The organism is Prosthecobacter sp. (genome assembly GCF_044222565.1).
GTDB lineage: Bacteria > Verrucomicrobiota > Verrucomicrobiia > Verrucomicrobiales > Verrucomicrobiaceae > Prosthecobacter.
Window position 1 is genome coordinate 393,188 of sequence record NZ_JBGANA010000003.1, and the last position, 14,351, is coordinate 407,538.

Consider the following 14,351-nt stretch of genomic DNA (forward strand, 5'->3'; position numbering starts at 1 on the left):
TCTCTCACATTACGAGAGTTGCCCTTCTTTTTATGAGTGTCAAACCTAAGATGATTGATCCACCCAAAAAAGCGGCGGGGGCACCAAAACTGGACAGTGCGGCATTGCCAGTCACCGCTCCGGAAATGCCCATCGCCAGAGAGATCACGATGCCTACTGCGAGAGAAAGAGTGAGCCCCATCGGGGACGGCCTTTTAGAGAAAACCGCGTGACACATTGGCACAATCATTGAGGAGGCAATGGCCGCATCCGTGAGAAATACAGGAAGCAAGCTGATTTCGCTGGCCATCACTCCTACGCCCACAGCCGCAAAAACAGCGGCCATGAGCCACGACTTCCGAATCGAACTCCGCGTTGGCTTGGCTCCCTGCTCACTATGGATGTCTGCTCCTGCTACGGCGGAAATGGAACTGAACGAGGCATCCAATGTGGTTATCAATCCATTAAAGACAATTAAGGCCAGGAGAAACAATCCCAAAGATTTCCAGGGCAAAATCGCCAGTACGGAGGTGACCGCAATAGTATCTGGCGCAAGGCTGTGCAGATCCGCCACACTTGCGGCCAGCCAGCCTGGAACTGCCATGCAAATGGGGACAACAGCAAACAACACAGCCCCAAGTTTTAAAGCCCGCTTTACTGGGTCCCCCTTCCGGACGCTGCACAATCTCTGGAAGAACATCATGTCGCCCATCGGACCGCCAATCAGCCCCAGAGCCATCGCGACGCCACCACCCATTCCCATGGCCGCCCATTGAAAGGGATTCCATGAAGCTCCGCTGGTCCCCGAGAGACCGTTAACGAACTGAACTTGAGCTGGCTTGAACACCAGGAGCATGACTGCCAGTCCAACGCAGCAAACGATGGTGACCAGCATCTGGCTGACTTCGGAGCGCACCGCCCCCCGGAAACCGCAGAGCACGACGAAGCCCACGCAGGCGGAATCGATGAAGAGAATGACCCAGTTGATCTTGGCTGCGTCCATCGCCTCAGATGCGGAAAGCAGCATTTTGATCGCGATGTTGTTCTCAACTACGGCGCACAACTGAAAAGCCAGGGTTTGAATGATGAACAGGTTCCTCACATTGCGGGACCCGCCGCTCCGTTCAGAAAGAAAACCTGGCAGCGTATAGCCGCTGTAGGATTCCCGCACTCTTGATGCGATGGGTATCAAGGTGAAAAACGTGAGAATGTTGGGGACAAGGAACCAGAACAAGGCCTGAACGCCACCGCTGAAGGCCAGCTGAGCCGAGACAAAGATCGCGGGACCCCAGATCCAGGAAGCGGCGATCGAGTATGCGGCGCTCGTGCTCGTGATCTCCCGATTGGCTGTGTAGTGGTCCTCCGCATCGAGGGTGCTGGTCCGGCTCGTCATCCTTCGCCAGATGTGAGGAGCGAAGGGCAGAAGAGCGGCAGCCAGGGCTGCGTATATAAGGCCTGTTGTGTTCATGATGGATGACTTGCGCTTTGTTTTGCACCAAATTTTGTGATGGGTCTTGCCTGCAGCAGCCAGATGCCGTCCTCTGCGACGGACCACTCAATGTCGCATGGCGTTTCAGCAATTTGATCGATCTGGATGCACATGTGGAAGAGCTCCGTGAGCGTGCCTTCGGGCAGTTTGGCACGCGCCGGGTTTTTGACTGGGCGGTGCCCGTTCAAGCCTATCTGAGCGTCCTGGCTCCCAGGCTGGCGCTCGCACACTTGCAGCGACTCCCTGTCCACGAGCAGCCGCTCGGGAGTCACGGAGCCGGACACCAAGCTCTCCCCCAGCCCCCAGCACATCTCCACCATCATCTGGTTGGACTCCGGGGAGGTGGGATCTCGCGTAAACGTCACGCCGGATATTTTTGCATCGACCATTCCGTGGACGAGTACGGCATGGGAAGCCGGATCCATGCTGACACGCTTTTCCTGACGGTAGCTCACTGAGCGCTCAGAAAGCCCGGACGCCCACACACGCCTGACTCCCGCAACCAGCTGCGCCTCCTGTACGCCGAGGACCGAGTCATGCAGTCCGGCATGGCTGTTTTCCACCCCGTCTTCACAGATACCGGAACTTCGTACGGCGGCTCCGAACGGGAAGCGATGTTTGCTAAAGTTGAGCAGCAAATCATCCTCCATCTGGGCGGGGAGCGGCAGTTCCAGCAACATGTGGCGCATCTCTGCATAGGCGCTGTCCGGCGCTTCTCCCTGGCGAACGAGGTCTGCCAGGGCGGCAAGACCGGCGTGACTGCTAATCATTGTCCGCAGCGCCGTGGTGGTCGCCACAAATCCATCTGGCACCTGAAATCCCAGCTTTTGCCATCTTGCAAGACTCGAGGCCTTTCCTCCGCAGAACTCTGTATTCTCCGCCTGCTGCAAAGGAACAATGGCGTTCATGTGAGACGAACCTCCCCCCGGGACGCGTTTACATGGACTTCCTGGCCGTCCTGAATCACGGCAAGCGCGCGCCTCACGCCGACGACGCAGGGCACATTTAGCTCCCGTGCGATGACGGCTGCATGGCAGGTGACGCCACCATATTCCGTGATGATGGCCGCCGCCCTCCGCATGAGGGGAACATAGTCAACGGTGGTCATCTGGGCGACGAGCACCTCGCCGTCCGCAAGGCGGCTGAAATCAGCTGCCGAACGTATCAAGCGGGCTTTGCCCATGGCCTCTCCCACGGACGCACAGGTGCCGTGCAAGGCGCCCGTCGCCGCCGTCGCAGCCGTCTCCTGCGGGGCCATGCGCTTGCGAAGCAGCTCCGCCACGTCTTCGACGGCCAGTTCGTGACAGCCCCTTGTTCCATCGGAGCAGTAGCCATAGTAGCTCTCTCGTTGTTTCAGAGCCGCGGCAAGCGACGCAAGCACCGCCGCAGGATTTGACGCCTCCAACAGCTGGGAAATCTCAGCATCGCGCAGGGACTGCCTAAGCTCCTCATCGATCCCGAGCACCGCGTCTATCTGGCGTGCAAGCGGACGCTCCATCCTGGAGAGGTACCCTTGAAGATATTCAGCCTCGTTCTTGGCATAGATGGCCGCCTGAGTGATCGCGATCAGCGCTGTCTCACAGGGGGATAGGTCAAGGGTATTGATGGCCGCTTGGGCGTTCGCGGTTCGGGACATCCGGCCTTCTACGGCTTTGGCCGCTGCAATTTGAAGTTGTTCGACCGACTGCGACTGACAGATCTGGGTGAGCTGCGTAGCATAGTGCCCGCGGTTCCACTCCGCACCGCGAAGGAACACCGGAAGCCATCCGTGGTCGGCGGTGAGCTTTTCTATCTGCGCTGGACACGAGAGATTGATGGCCGCCCGTAAAGCTTCGAGCTTGCCGGAAACCTTGGCCTGGACAACCGACTCATGCCCGAGGCAGCACACAGCCGCCTCCTGCAGGGCGCTCCTCTCCTTTTCAAGGGAACTTTCAGGCTGATCCGCCAGAATAGTCGTGAGAAGAAGGGAGTGTGCTGTCGCGTCGGGGCTTCGGGCGGTGATTAGCGCTTGAACCCTGCCCGCCAAGATCTCGGCGCAGAGTATCCCAAACTGGTTGTATGCTCCGAGCTTCTGGCGGAGCCCGCGAATGTGGCGATAACGCTTGGACAGCTCCTGGGGCGGCAGCTCCTTGATGTCCCCGTGCCGGCACTGTTCGGTGAACTCACTTGCCAAATCTCGGATCCCGCGAAGACGTACTAGAAGGATGTGTGCGGCCATGGAGTCTGCCAGCAGGGTATCAAAGTGGCCGTTCAGCTTGTCGGCCAGACCTACAGGTCGGTACAAGTGCTGGTGCCAGCCCGCAATGAAAAGATTAAGGTGTCTCTTTTCCATGCCAAAAAGCGCATGAAACTCGCGATTTGCGGTTTCTCCCTGCCATATCTCGGAGTCATTGATGCCAATGTCCGGCCAAGCTCCCACTAGTTCCCACTGATTTTGATCAATATTCTGTGTTTCGGGCATTTCGTGGTTAAAAGTCCACTCTGATCCAGCCCTCACAATGCCTGTTTGGGTGTCAACTTGACAAACCTGCTGTCAAGTTGGACAGGGATAACACATAGCTGGCGGAAATACTGGCAGACATTTGAGTGGGCTTCGGGTTAGGCGCTAGCATGGCAAGACCTTTCTCCCGCAAATACAATGATTGTTCTTGAGTGCACTGACTCACTTATCCAGGTCGAGTGCGATTCAAGCAGCTTGGGGCAGGGGAGTAGCGTTTGGATCGAATGATCCGGGGATGGCGTCATTAACTGCGCTCGGCTTCCACCCTTCGGCTGAGCAGGGAGGGCTGCTAGCCATGTTGCTTTCTCTCCTGCGCGGCCTTCATCAGGCCGCCTTTTTTCCTTGAGTGCTTTTGATTCGTTTCATCCAGGTAGACTTCTTTTGATCAAATTCACGAAGGAAGTTTGTTCCGTGCAATGAGGCGGTCGAAAGGTTCAAGGGGAGCTTTTGCCCCACGTCATCTTTATATCCTTTCCATGTTGCAAGCAGCGTCTCGATTGCGAATCTGCGTCTAGGAAAAAGCACTTTTTCAAGGAACTCTTCGGGTGAAACGTCCTTTCGTGCGCCAGCTATGTCTCGAAAGCGCTTCGCAAGGCACTCAATTTTTTCGCGCTCATCTTCTGAGAGGGCCTGCATCTCATCCCATCGACGACCATAGAATTCTTCAGTCTTCTGCACTTTCTCATGTCGAGCCTTCCTGGAAGCATGGTCCAAGGCACTGTGTGTGTATTGCAGCAGTCTGGAGGCCATTTGAGCTGCGTGTTTCAAGCGGTCCGGTAATAAAAAGCTCGTTTCAATATGGGGCAGTAAGTTGAACCCGGTTCATGCAATAGGACGCAAGAGGGGAGCTGTAGTGCTTGGTAGAGCAAGGGATTGACGAGTGTGCAAGAGTCACCGTGATGGTGAACCTGCCCATTGAGTATTCTGACAAGCCGGTGACGCCTTTTGGCGGCATGGTGCTCCTCAAGCGCTTTGTCGACCAGTGCGGCATCCGGGAACATCTGGCCACACTTGACCTGCCTTCAGGCGGGTCGAACCGCGCCTACGATCCGGTGCACATCATTGAGAGCTTATGGCTCGGGATCTGGACGGGGGCCAGCCGTTACATCCACTGCGACTGGCTGCGCCAGGACCAGACGCTGGCTGCCATTTGGGGCTATACGAACCTGCCCAGCCAGAGCACCTACAGCCGCTTCTTTGGCAAGTTCTCCCAAGCACTCAACACGGCGGTGTTCCCGCCGTTGCAGAGATGGTTTTTTGAGCAGATCCGTGTGGGGGCGTTGACGGTGGACTTTGACAGCACGGTCATCACGCGTGAAGGCGGCCAGGAAGGCTCGGCCAAAGGTTACAACCCCAACCGCCGAGGGCGCAACTCGCATCATCCTCTCATGTCCTTCATCAGCCAGACGCGCATGGTGGCCAATGCGTGGCTGCGTCCGGGCAACACGGCGGCGTGCTCCAACTGCGTGGAGTTCATGCGCGAGACTTTTGATGAGGCGCTCCGGGGTGTGAAGGTGGGGCTGGTGCGGGGCGACAGCGGCTTCTACACCAGATCCACGGCATGAAGGACTGGGTGGAGGTCTGCCCCGGCATCGCAGTCAAGGAGTGGCGCCACCAGCCCGCTGATCCCAGGGCCAGAGCGCGCCGCCACATCGTGGTGCGCAAGCAGATCAGCCGCCGCCCTCTCGCCGGAGGCAAGCTGCTCTTCGAAGACCTGCCCGACTACCGCTTCAGCCTGTATGTGACCAGTCTGGACCTGCCGCTCGATCAGATTTGGAACATCTACAACAGCCGTGCCGATTGCGAGAACCGTATCCGGGAATTGAAGCAGGACTTTGGCCTCGAGGCGTTCTGCCTGCAGGACTTCTTGGCCACCGAGGCATCGTTCCGGTTCATCATGGTGGCCTACAACCTGATGAGCCTGTTCCGGCATTTTGGGCTCAACAGCCACAACCAGGCCGCGCTGTCGACACTACGATCTCATTGCTTTGCAATAGGCGGCTGGATCAGCTAGCACGCTCGCAAACGGGTGCTCAAACTCTCACTGCCACGGAAAAAACGCCCTTGGATGGATGCCATCCTCCTCAAGCTCCGATCCCTCGCAGCTTCTTTCGCTTACTCTACTGCATAATCCGGGTTGAACGCGAGCTTCGCTAGCTCAATTGATTAGGTTTCATCAGAAGTCATAAAACAATTGCCGAGTCTAGGAAGCTTTCCGCATCACGGATTCAGGAGAAAAGGTGATGATTCAGGACGATCCTTCGGTTTCTGGCATGATTTGCCAGTAGGCCTCGGCTTGTTCTGGCCTCACAAGGTTTTGATAATGAGCACGCACTACGTTGGGGGAGTTGCCCATCTCATCTGCCACTCGGGCGACATTCTTGGTCTGTGCCAGGCGATAGCTGCCAGAGCTGTGACGAAGAAGGTTCTCGTCCCATAGCACTCCCGCGGTTTTTGATGCTGCACGGAGGCGACGACGATACACAGTTTCCGTCAGTCCAAGAGGTGTTGTGCTGGTGCCAGCATCCAAGAGAAGCCATGCGACCGCGTTTGGTGCAATCTCTACAGTTCGGCGGCGATTGGTTTTGGTGATTTTGCTGGGCAATTCGATGAATGGGGACCCAGTGTCCAAGTGAATGTATTGCCAAGTGAGCCGCTCTGACCTGCACGCCTAACGCCACAGAACGCCTGTAACACGAGTAATGGGCGCAGTTCGGGTGCAGCGGCTTTAAGCAACGATTTTAGTTGTCGGGAAGTGATGATGGCATGGGCAGGGCAAATGATCTTGGGTCGCCCTATGTTTAATGTTGGATTTGTGGAAATTTCACCCTGCCTGAGCGCGCACGAGAAAATGCTGCCAATGACGCGCTTGTAATTGGCGAAGGAAACAGGGCTTATGCCAAGTCCATGAAGCCAGCATTCGATCTCTACGGATGTAACGTCCGCCGCGATACGGCCGCCGAATTCGGTGCTGAACCGGGCCAGCCTAGATTCCAAGTCTGCCAAGTGGCGGAGAGAGCTGCCTTTTTTCTTGGCCTGAGAGAATCTCACCGCAATGAGCTGATGAACTGTGCTGGTATAGGACTCCCGTTCCTTGACCTCAATTCCAGCGTTAACAACATCCATCAGCGAAATGTCTTTGTGGCCGTCTTCAATCCAGGCTCTGAATCGGATCAGAGCCGCTCGTTCTTCGTCGGCAATGTGAGAGTGCCGTGCTCCGTGGCTAGCAAGGTGAGCTTTCCGTTCTGCTGCGAAGGACTTGGCCTCGTGGCGTGTGTGGAAGTAGGTCTTCCGGCGGACAGAGGCCCCCATCCGGCAGTCGCTCAGGGTGTGACACCACGAACTGATACCGTGGATGGGTGACTGCTTTGATGGAGACGCAACCGCGCATTATCGCATTCTACCGCGACTTAAAAAAGTCGAAGAAAAAGTGGATACAAAATGGATACAAAGCGGTTCTGTGATCGCTTTAGCTGGGAAAAAATGGAAAAACAGCGGCTTTGTAAACCGCAGGTCGTCGGTTCGACCCCGACTGCTGGCTCCATCGTGAGAGGGCGCCTGCGTTATGAATTGCTCAACTGCGAGATCTTCGCCACGCTGGCAGAAGCAAAAGTGATGGGCAAGGAATATCGCCGCAGCAACAATGAACAGCGATTGCACTCGTCGCTGGGTTCTCAAACCCCGGCGGAGTTTGCGCGGCGTTGCCTTTCGGCCGACTCCACTACGCTCGGTCAACCGAAAGGCAACGCAGTTTCCCCAAACTAAACACAACACCCAAACCAAGCCGTTGGCCACTGCCAGACTCTCATAGAAACTGGCTCAAACTCCGGGGCATATCACATGGCCTAGCGTTTGGATTGGGGCTGACACGCACTATACAAAAGTGCTACCAATTTTTGATGGATTACTATGAGGATGGTGATAAGATTTTCCTCTTTGGATTCAGCCGTGGGGCCTACGCAGCACGTGCGCTGGCGGGTTTAATTCGTCGTTGCGGATTGCTTCGGCCGGAACATGCAAATCTTGTTGGCTCAGCCATCTATTCCCATAAGCACCGCACGAATGATTGCTTGCTCGATTCGTTCAAGATGCCTTTTTCTCGGCCCTACGCCGTTCATTTTATGGGTTTGTGGGACACGGTCAGTTCGGTAGGTTGGGTGTGGAATCCAATCAAGCTGGATTACACCCGTCATAACCCTAACGTGGCCATTTTGCGTCACGCGGTGGCGGTTGATGAGCGAAGAGCTTTCTTCCGGCAGAATTTGTGGAGGTCTTCCCTGAACCAAAGCGTGAAGGAGGTATGGTTCCCGAGCACCACTCTTTGAGGTACAAAGAGTCACAGAGAAGAAGGCTCAATCACCGGCGTGCCAGGGCCTGCAGCGCTCGGTTGAGCTCGGCAAAGACCACTGGCTTGATCAGGTGCGCGATGAATCCAGCGTCGCGGGAGTTTTGCTGGTCTGCCTCAGTGCCGTAGCCGCTCAGGGCGATGCCTTTCAGTCCGCGCCGCTCGCGCAGGAGATGCATGAGTTCATGGCCGGTGCCGTCCGGCAGGCCGAGGTCTGAGATGACGCCATCAAATTCGGTCCGGCAGGCCTGCTCCAGCGCATCCGCCTTGGTGCTGACACCGACCACGGAATGCCCGGCGCGCGCGAGCAGGCGCGAAAGCACCTGCAGGCTCGGTTCGTGATCTTCCACCAGCAGCAGGCGCAGAGGAACATCGAGCTGAGTTATGTTCGGAGTGCCGCCGCCGCCTTCTTGCTGGGGGACAGGAGCTTCCTGAGTGGCATCCGGAAGGCAGACGGTGAAGCAGGCACCGAAGCCCGGACCTTCGCTGCGGGCGTCCACGGTTCCGCCGTGGAGGGTGACAACCGCTTTGGTGATGGCCAGGCCGAGGCCCAGACCAGCGAAGCGCGAGTCCCGGCTGGCAGCACCCTGCTCAAATGGCTCAAACATGCGTGCCTTCACCTCGGCATCAAAGCCCACGCCCTGGTCTTCGATCTCGATGCAAAGCGTGGTGCTGGAACCCGACGGAGATGAAAGGTTGCGCGAACGAATGATCACAACCCCATCCTCAGGAGAAAATTTTACCGCATTGCGCAGGATGTTCCAAAAGACCTGCTGCAGCCGTGTGGAGTCGCCATGCAGCTGTGTTTGGAGAGCTTGCAGCTCGAGGGAGACCCTGACGTGTTTTTCCCTGGCCTCGTCCTGAACCATCTCCACCACATGGAAGAGAAGGGAATGGACGTTGCACGGCTCTGAACGCAGCGAGAGCTTTCCATGGGTGATGCGGGTGATGTCCAGCAGGTCGTCGATGAGGCGGGATTCCAGGGAGATGTTGCGTTCGATCATCCGGAGCTGCTGGCGCACATCGTCGGATAGAGATACGTCCTCCTGCAAAGCGCACGCGGTCATGAGCACTGGGGTCAGCGGGGTGCGGAGCTCGTGGGACAACTGGGCGATGAAGGCGTCCTTGGCCGCGGAGGCGGCGCGCGCGGCGTTCTCACTTTCACGCAGCACGGTCTCCACCCTGCGGCTCTCGGTGATGTCAAAAGTGGCTCCGTCGAAACGGGTGGGTGTGCCGTCATCGTCGTAAAAGCTGCAGCCGATGGCGCGGATCCACTTTATGCGGCCGTCCTGCGGACGCACGGTGCGGTAGTCGATTTCAAATCGTTCCTTGGAGGCAATGGAGTGCTCGATCCTGCGGCGGGTGCGCTCCCGGTCGTCCGGGTGCAGCCGTTTATAGAATAGGTCGATGTCCACCGAGGCGTCCGGCGACAGCCAGAAGTGCTCTTTGACCACGCTGTCCCACTCCAGGGTGCCGAAGGGAAGATCACAGAACCAAAAGCCCACCTCGGCGACATCCTTGACGATCTCAATGCGCTGGCTGGAAAGACGAAGAGCCTCCTCGGCCGCCTTGCGTTCGGTGATGTCCTGCACCGTGCCGCGAAGGCCGACGATCTTGCCATCGGCGTCGGTCACGCGTTCGCCGCGGGTGGTGACCCAGATTTTTTTGCCAGCACACAGACCCTCAAGCTCAAGCGTGTACCCGACCCCGCTCTTCAGTGTGTCCTGCACGGCAAGGTTGAGTTTCTCCCATGCCGCCACCGGGTAAAAGGTTCCACGCTGGCCGGTGAAAGAGGGCAGGGGATCCGTGGCAGGATTCAGACCGAAGATGCGGTAGAGCTCTTCGGAACCCGAGGCGGCATCGCTGCGGGCATCCCAGTGCCAGCTACCGATGTGGGAGAGCTGCTGGGCCTCCTGGAGCTGGCGCGTCTGCTCCATCAGCGAATGCTCGCGCAATCGACGCTCGTTGAGCTCGCGCTGCACCTGCTCGCGCGAGCGGTGGAGCTTTTCTCCGAGAAAAATAACTGCGGCTGAAAGCACGGCAAAGGCGGAGGATCCCACCAGCCAGGGAGCGGAAAAAGAAAAGCCACTGCGTGGGGCTACCAGCAGGGTGGAGACGATGACAAATCCAATCGCCGCAGCCGCTGTGGCAGCCCTCCAGCGACAGAAACCGACGGCCACCACCACGCCCACGATCAGCGTGATGTATGGCAGGCGGTTCCCCAGCCAAGGCGAAAGAAGCAACCGCACAGCGATTGCCGCCAGTATGATGGACATGGCAACACCGAAGGACTTCAAAGATGCTGTGGCACTTTTTGGTGACATGTGAAATCAGCGGTCCTGGGCTAAATGGTTGAGAAAAAGCAGCCTAGCGGGAACAACCAGAGCGGCAAGGTGTAATGCCACTACGCTTTGCGCTCCGGCAGAGGCGCATGAGGATGGGATGGCTTTAAGAATAGACACAGCCGGCTGCTTTGCGGGTGCGAATTAAAGGCACTTGTGGACACCATCCAGCCTTCTCCCACGAATGCCTCGCCCTGCCAGCCCCCAGCCGGTCTGTGCGCTCTCGCCACGGATTTTGACGGCACTCTCGCGCATGACGGCAAAGTGAGCGAAACCACCCTGCAAGGCGTGCTGCGTCTGAAGCAGGCGGGTTACCGGCTTATCATGGTGACGGGCCGTGAGTTGAACGACCTCATCAGTACCTTTCCGGAGATCCACGTGTTTGACCTGCTGGTGCTGGAAAACGGAGCGGTGCTACATGAGCCCGCCACGGAACGGACGGTGGCGCTGGCCGCTCAGCCTCCGCCGGAGTTCATCACGCGGCTGGTTGCCAAAGGCATGCCGGTGCAGGTTGGGAAGGTCATCGTGGCCACCTGGGAACCGCATGAGACGGAAGTGCTGGCGGCCATCAAAGAGCTGGGGCTGGACCTGCAGGTGATCTTCAACAAAGGAGCGGTGATGGTCCTGCCCAGTGGCGTGAACAAGGCGACCGGACTGCGCGCGGCGCTGAGCGCCATGGGGCTGGATACCGCGCAGATCGTGGGCGTGGGAGATGCTGAAAACGACCACGCATTTCTCGACATCTGCGGCTTCTCCGTGGCGGTGGCCAATGCGCTGCCGTCCATTCGCCAGAAGGTGCGGCACGTCACCGCCGCAGATCATGGCGATGGTGTGGTGGAATTAATCGACTGCCTGCTAACCCCTCAAATCATCCAAGCATGAAAGTCCTGATGATCGATGTCGGAGGAACCAATGTGAAGCTGATGGCCAGCGGGCATGAGGGGTTTCGCCGGTTTCCCTCCGGGCGCGGTCTCACGGCTGCAAAGATGGTGGAAGGCGTGCTCAAAAATACCTCGGACTGGGAATACGAGGTGGTCTCCCTCGGATTTCCCGGTCTGGTACGGCACGGCAAGATCGCACGCGATCCGCTCAACCTCTCCGGCGGATGGATGAAACATGATTTTGAAAAGGCCTTCGGCAAACCGGTGCGAATCGTGAATGACGCGGCCATGCAGGCGCTGGCCAGCTACGAGAGCGGGCGGCTGCTGTTTCTGGGGCTGGGCACCAGCGTGGGCGCGACCTTGATAGCTGATGACGTGGTGGTGCCGCTTGAGATCGGCATCATTCCGCTTTCCAAGTCGGAGGTGTTTCTCGACCGTCTGAGCAAGAAGGCGCTCGACTCTCACGGCAAGCGCCGATGGCAGAAGGCGGTGAATCGTGCGGTGTATCTCCTGCGTGATATCTTCTGGCCGGATCACTTTCAGCTGGGCGGTGGCAACACCAAGCACCTGGATCCCATTCCCGAAGGATGTGTGGCTGGAAACAATCAAGACGCCTTTCGCGGCGCCCTGCGCCTCTGGCCGGGAACCGACATGCTGGCGGAAACTCAGGCCACGACGCTGCGCATCGTGCGCACGCCGCAGGAAGGCCGCAGCACCGAGCAGGCATAAAGGCCTGCACCATTCACCTGTGGCAATACGCAGGAAGAAAGCGTTGTTCACGCCGCGGAACGCGCCTGCCTGCCCAAGCGTAGGATCTCGGCAAAGGGGGTGAGACCTGCGGCTGTTTTTTCGAGCGCGTCCGCCAGCAGCGTCCGGCTGCCCGAGGCTTTGGCATGCTGACGGAGAGCGGGTTCATCCGCTCCGTGCTGAATTAGACTGCGCGCCTCACTGTCCAGCCGCCATAATTCGAAGACGCCCAAGCGGCCATCAAACCCGGTGCCGGCGCAGACATCGCAGCCGATGGGTTTCCAGAGACGCGTGGGTGCGACCATGCCGTTTTCGCTGAAGCATTCCTTCTGTGCATCGGTGATTTCCGTTTCCACGCGGCAGCGTAAGCAAAGGCGGCGCAGCAGTCGCTGCGCCACGCCGATTTCCAGCGCAGCGCTGATCTCCCAGTTTTTCACGCCGTAGTTTCTCAGCGCGGTCACTGCGCCCACGGAGTCCCGCGCATGAAGCGTTGAAAGCAGAGCCTGACCGCTGCCGGCAGCGGTGATGGCGGTGTGTGCGCTCTCGGGATCACGGATCTCACCGAGCAGCAGAAAGTCCGGGTCCAGCCGCAACATGGCACGGATGGCGTCTGAGAATGTCAGGCCGCGTTTTTCATTCACCTCGATCTGAGTGATTCCATCCATGAGGTTCTCCACGGGATCTTCCAGGGTGACGATGCCGCACGGCCGCCCCTGAAGCTCACGCAGCAGGGAGTAGAGGGTGGTGGTCTTTCCAGAGCCTACCGGTCCGCATACCAGCAGCATGCCCTGTATTTCGGACAGCCATTGACGGAGGTGAGACTGCTCTGGTCCGGACATGCCGATCTCGTCCAGCCGCAGCACGGTGCGCAGACCATCCAGCAAGCGAATGCCCAGCATCTCGCCATTCGGAGTGGGCACAACAGTGATGCGCAGGTCCAGTTGCATGCCACTGGCGTCCATGCGGGCATGCCCGTGCTCGGGACGCGCCAGCGCAGACGTGTCCATCTGCGCCAGGACCTTGAAATACGTGACGATGTGGCGGCCGGAGACGGCGGGCACAGCGGCCACATCATGCAGCAGACCGTCCACCCGCATGCGTATGCGTGTTTCCGCAACGGCTGGTTCTACATGCAAATCCGAAGCTTTCCATTGCACTGCGTCCGCTACCAGAGCCATCGCAAATTCCTCCGTAAACGCCAGGTCCGCCGGTGGTGCATGCTGTTGCAGGAGCTGGTGAAAGCGTTTTGCGAGCCGCGGCTCGATCTGGCGTTCGTTGACGGGGACAGCTGCGTGTATCATGGCCGTGAGGTGGGATGACAGGACCTCAATCTCAGCGCACTTTCAAGAGTCGCAAGCTGACTTGCCGGAGTCATGGGGCGGCCCTTTCGGGATCTGAGCACGCCATGTCTGCAAGCTTCGTGGATGAGGGTCTGCATACGGTCGAGGCGAACTCAAACCGTGCGCAGACTCGTCCATTCCGTCATTTTCACCTCGCCGCCGCAGCGTCTCTGCATCAAGCCGGCTGCATCAGGAAGATGTCGGCGTCTGGATAAGTGGAGGCGGCCTGAGCTGCCAATTCCGGATCTCCGATCACGATGACGGCGGTCATGAGAGCGAAAAAGGGCAGATGCCCGCGCAGAGGCAGGTAGCGCACACCGGAGGGGTCGTCCTCCATCTCCTTCTGGCTGGAGCGCGCCACGTAGGCATAGCCGTCCTGGCTGAGATGCCTGGCGAGGGCCTTCACCTCCTCTTGCGACGGCGGGGAATACGGGTGCTTTTTGGCTGCCTCCGGGTCGATGATGAGGAAATTGCGATATGTGGACTGCGGTTGCGCGGCTACAGCGGCGCGATTGGCGAAAACTTGGAGGGGCTGTTTCATGCGGTGTGAGTGGATGAGGCCGGATGCGCTGGGCATCGGGGCCGGGTTGCGTCCGCGCCTGCGAGGAGGAAGGACATGGCATGGGGAGAGCACTTCAAGCATTGGCATGGGGGAGGTCTTGGGGGCTTGGGTGAAGGGCGGCCGCCCCATCAGCGGGCGGTGTCACGATTGCTTCGCACTTGGGAGG

General features: G+C 58.5%; 14 protein-coding genes. 6 read left to right on the plus strand and 8 right to left on the minus strand.

What is annotated here, in order from left to right; all coding sequences use genetic code 11:
• Positions 1–4: 4 nt before the first annotated feature.
• The 4 genes from ACILSR_RS06090 to ACILSR_RS06105 form a co-directional block, all read right to left on the minus strand.
• Positions 5–1,447: a hypothetical protein gene (locus ACILSR_RS06090; RefSeq protein WP_395748841.1), complete on the minus strand. Its 1,443-nt coding sequence runs from the start codon at positions 1,445–1,447 to the stop codon at positions 5–7.
• The gene (locus ACILSR_RS06095) at positions 1,444–2,376 is read right to left on the minus strand and encodes a PEP/pyruvate-binding domain-containing protein (RefSeq protein ID WP_395748842.1); all 933 of its coding nucleotides are present in this window, start codon (positions 2,374–2,376) and stop codon (positions 1,444–1,446) included. The genes ACILSR_RS06090 and ACILSR_RS06095 overlap by 4 nt, the downstream gene beginning before the upstream one ends.
• The gene (locus tag ACILSR_RS06100; protein WP_395748843.1) at positions 2,373–3,929 is read right to left on the minus strand and encodes a PEP-utilizing enzyme; all 1,557 of its coding nucleotides are present in this window, start codon (positions 3,927–3,929) and stop codon (positions 2,373–2,375) included. The genes ACILSR_RS06095 and ACILSR_RS06100 overlap by 4 nt, the downstream gene beginning before the upstream one ends.
• A 363-nt stretch (positions 3,930–4,292) precedes the next feature.
• A complete protein-coding gene (locus tag ACILSR_RS06105) occupies positions 4,293–4,736 on the minus strand; it encodes a hypothetical protein (RefSeq protein WP_395748844.1) in 444 nt (147 codons plus the stop codon).
• 131 nt (positions 4,737–4,867) lie between these two features.
• Between ACILSR_RS06105 and ACILSR_RS06110 the strand changes: the two genes are divergently transcribed.
• Both ACILSR_RS06110 and ACILSR_RS06115 read left to right on the plus strand, forming a co-directional pair.
• Positions 4,868–5,533 carry a transposase gene (locus ACILSR_RS06110; protein WP_395748845.1) on the plus strand — a complete coding sequence of 222 codons (666 nt, stop codon included), beginning with the start codon at positions 4,868–4,870 and terminating at the stop codon, positions 5,531–5,533.
• Positions 5,530–5,982, plus strand: a complete 453-nt coding sequence (locus ACILSR_RS06115) for a transposase (protein WP_395748846.1) — start codon at positions 5,530–5,532, stop codon at positions 5,980–5,982. The genes ACILSR_RS06110 and ACILSR_RS06115 overlap by 4 nt, the downstream gene beginning before the upstream one ends.
• A 548-nt stretch (positions 5,983–6,530) precedes the next feature.
• On the opposite strand, the gene ACILSR_RS06120 is transcribed toward ACILSR_RS06115, so the two are convergent.
• A complete protein-coding gene (locus ACILSR_RS06120) occupies positions 6,531–7,280 on the minus strand; it encodes a hypothetical protein (protein ID WP_395748847.1) in 750 nt (249 codons plus the stop codon).
• 129 nt (positions 7,281–7,409) lie between these two features.
• Here ACILSR_RS06120 and ACILSR_RS06125 point away from each other — a divergent pair, with 129 nt between their 5' ends.
• Both ACILSR_RS06125 and ACILSR_RS06130 read left to right on the plus strand, forming a co-directional pair.
• Positions 7,410–7,733 (plus strand): integrase core domain-containing protein, encoded by a 324-nt coding sequence (locus ACILSR_RS06125; protein WP_395748848.1) that lies wholly within the window; start codon positions 7,410–7,412, stop codon positions 7,731–7,733.
• Entirely contained in the window at positions 7,670–8,293 is a 624-nt protein-coding gene (locus tag ACILSR_RS06130) for a T6SS phospholipase effector Tle1-like catalytic domain-containing protein (protein ID WP_395748849.1), read from the plus strand. The genes ACILSR_RS06125 and ACILSR_RS06130 overlap by 64 nt, the downstream gene beginning before the upstream one ends.
• 31 nt (positions 8,294–8,324) lie before the next feature.
• Here ACILSR_RS06130 and ACILSR_RS06135 read toward each other — a convergent pair whose 3' ends face one another.
• On the minus strand, positions 8,325–10,589 hold the full coding sequence (locus tag ACILSR_RS06135; protein ID WP_395748850.1) for an ATP-binding protein: 2,265 nt from the start codon (positions 10,587–10,589) through the stop codon (positions 8,325–8,327).
• Between the two features lie 222 nt (positions 10,590–10,811).
• On the opposite strand from ACILSR_RS06135, the gene ACILSR_RS06140 reads away from it, so the two are divergent.
• Both ACILSR_RS06140 and ACILSR_RS06145 read left to right on the plus strand, forming a co-directional pair.
• Positions 10,812–11,537, plus strand: coding sequence for an HAD family hydrolase (locus ACILSR_RS06140; RefSeq protein ID WP_395748851.1), 726 nt, complete (start codon positions 10,812–10,814; stop codon positions 11,535–11,537).
• Entirely contained in the window at positions 11,534–12,265 is a 732-nt protein-coding gene (locus ACILSR_RS06145) for an ROK family protein (RefSeq protein WP_395748852.1), read from the plus strand. The genes ACILSR_RS06140 and ACILSR_RS06145 overlap by 4 nt, the downstream gene beginning before the upstream one ends.
• 47 nt (positions 12,266–12,312) lie before the next feature.
• Here ACILSR_RS06145 and ACILSR_RS06150 read toward each other — a convergent pair whose 3' ends face one another.
• Positions 12,313–13,584, minus strand: coding sequence for a GspE/PulE family protein (locus ACILSR_RS06150; RefSeq protein ID WP_395748853.1), 1,272 nt, complete (start codon positions 13,582–13,584; stop codon positions 12,313–12,315).
• A 214-nt stretch (positions 13,585–13,798) separates the two neighbouring features.
• On the minus strand, positions 13,799–14,164 hold the full coding sequence (locus ACILSR_RS06155; RefSeq protein WP_395748854.1) for a hypothetical protein: 366 nt from the start codon (positions 14,162–14,164) through the stop codon (positions 13,799–13,801).
• Positions 14,165–14,351: the final 187 nt, after the last annotated feature.

What these genes read in the sequence shown, in the direction of transcription:
- ACILSR_RS06090 (WP_395748841.1), bottom strand. Translation starts at nt 1,447, where the DNA reads ATGAACACAACAGGCCTTATATACGCAGCCCTGGCTGCCGCTCTTCTG.
- ACILSR_RS06095 (WP_395748842.1), bottom strand. Translation starts at nt 2,376, where the DNA reads ATGAACGCCATTGTTCCTTTGCAGCAGGCGGAGAATACAGAGTTCTGC.
- ACILSR_RS06100 (WP_395748843.1), bottom strand. Translation starts at nt 3,929, where the DNA reads ATGCCCGAAACACAGAATATTGATCAAAATCAGTGGGAACTAGTGGGA.
- ACILSR_RS06110 (WP_395748845.1), top strand. Translation starts at nt 4,868, where the DNA reads ATGGTGAACCTGCCCATTGAGTATTCTGACAAGCCGGTGACGCCTTTT.
- ACILSR_RS06115 (WP_395748846.1), top strand. Translation starts at nt 5,530, where the DNA reads ATGAAGGACTGGGTGGAGGTCTGCCCCGGCATCGCAGTCAAGGAGTGG.
- ACILSR_RS06120 (WP_395748847.1), bottom strand. Translation starts at nt 7,280, where the DNA reads ATGGGGGCCTCTGTCCGCCGGAAGACCTACTTCCACACACGCCACGAG.
- ACILSR_RS06125 (WP_395748848.1), top strand. Translation starts at nt 7,410, where the DNA reads ATGGATACAAAGCGGTTCTGTGATCGCTTTAGCTGGGAAAAAATGGAA.
- ACILSR_RS06135 (WP_395748850.1), bottom strand. Translation starts at nt 10,589, where the DNA reads ATGTCCATCATACTGGCGGCAATCGCTGTGCGGTTGCTTCTTTCGCCT.
- ACILSR_RS06145 (WP_395748852.1), top strand. Translation starts at nt 11,534, where the DNA reads ATGAAAGTCCTGATGATCGATGTCGGAGGAACCAATGTGAAGCTGATG.
- ACILSR_RS06150 (WP_395748853.1), bottom strand. Translation starts at nt 13,584, where the DNA reads ATGATACACGCAGCTGTCCCCGTCAACGAACGCCAGATCGAGCCGCGG.
- ACILSR_RS06155 (WP_395748854.1), bottom strand. Translation starts at nt 14,164, where the DNA reads ATGAAACAGCCCCTCCAAGTTTTCGCCAATCGCGCCGCTGTAGCCGCG.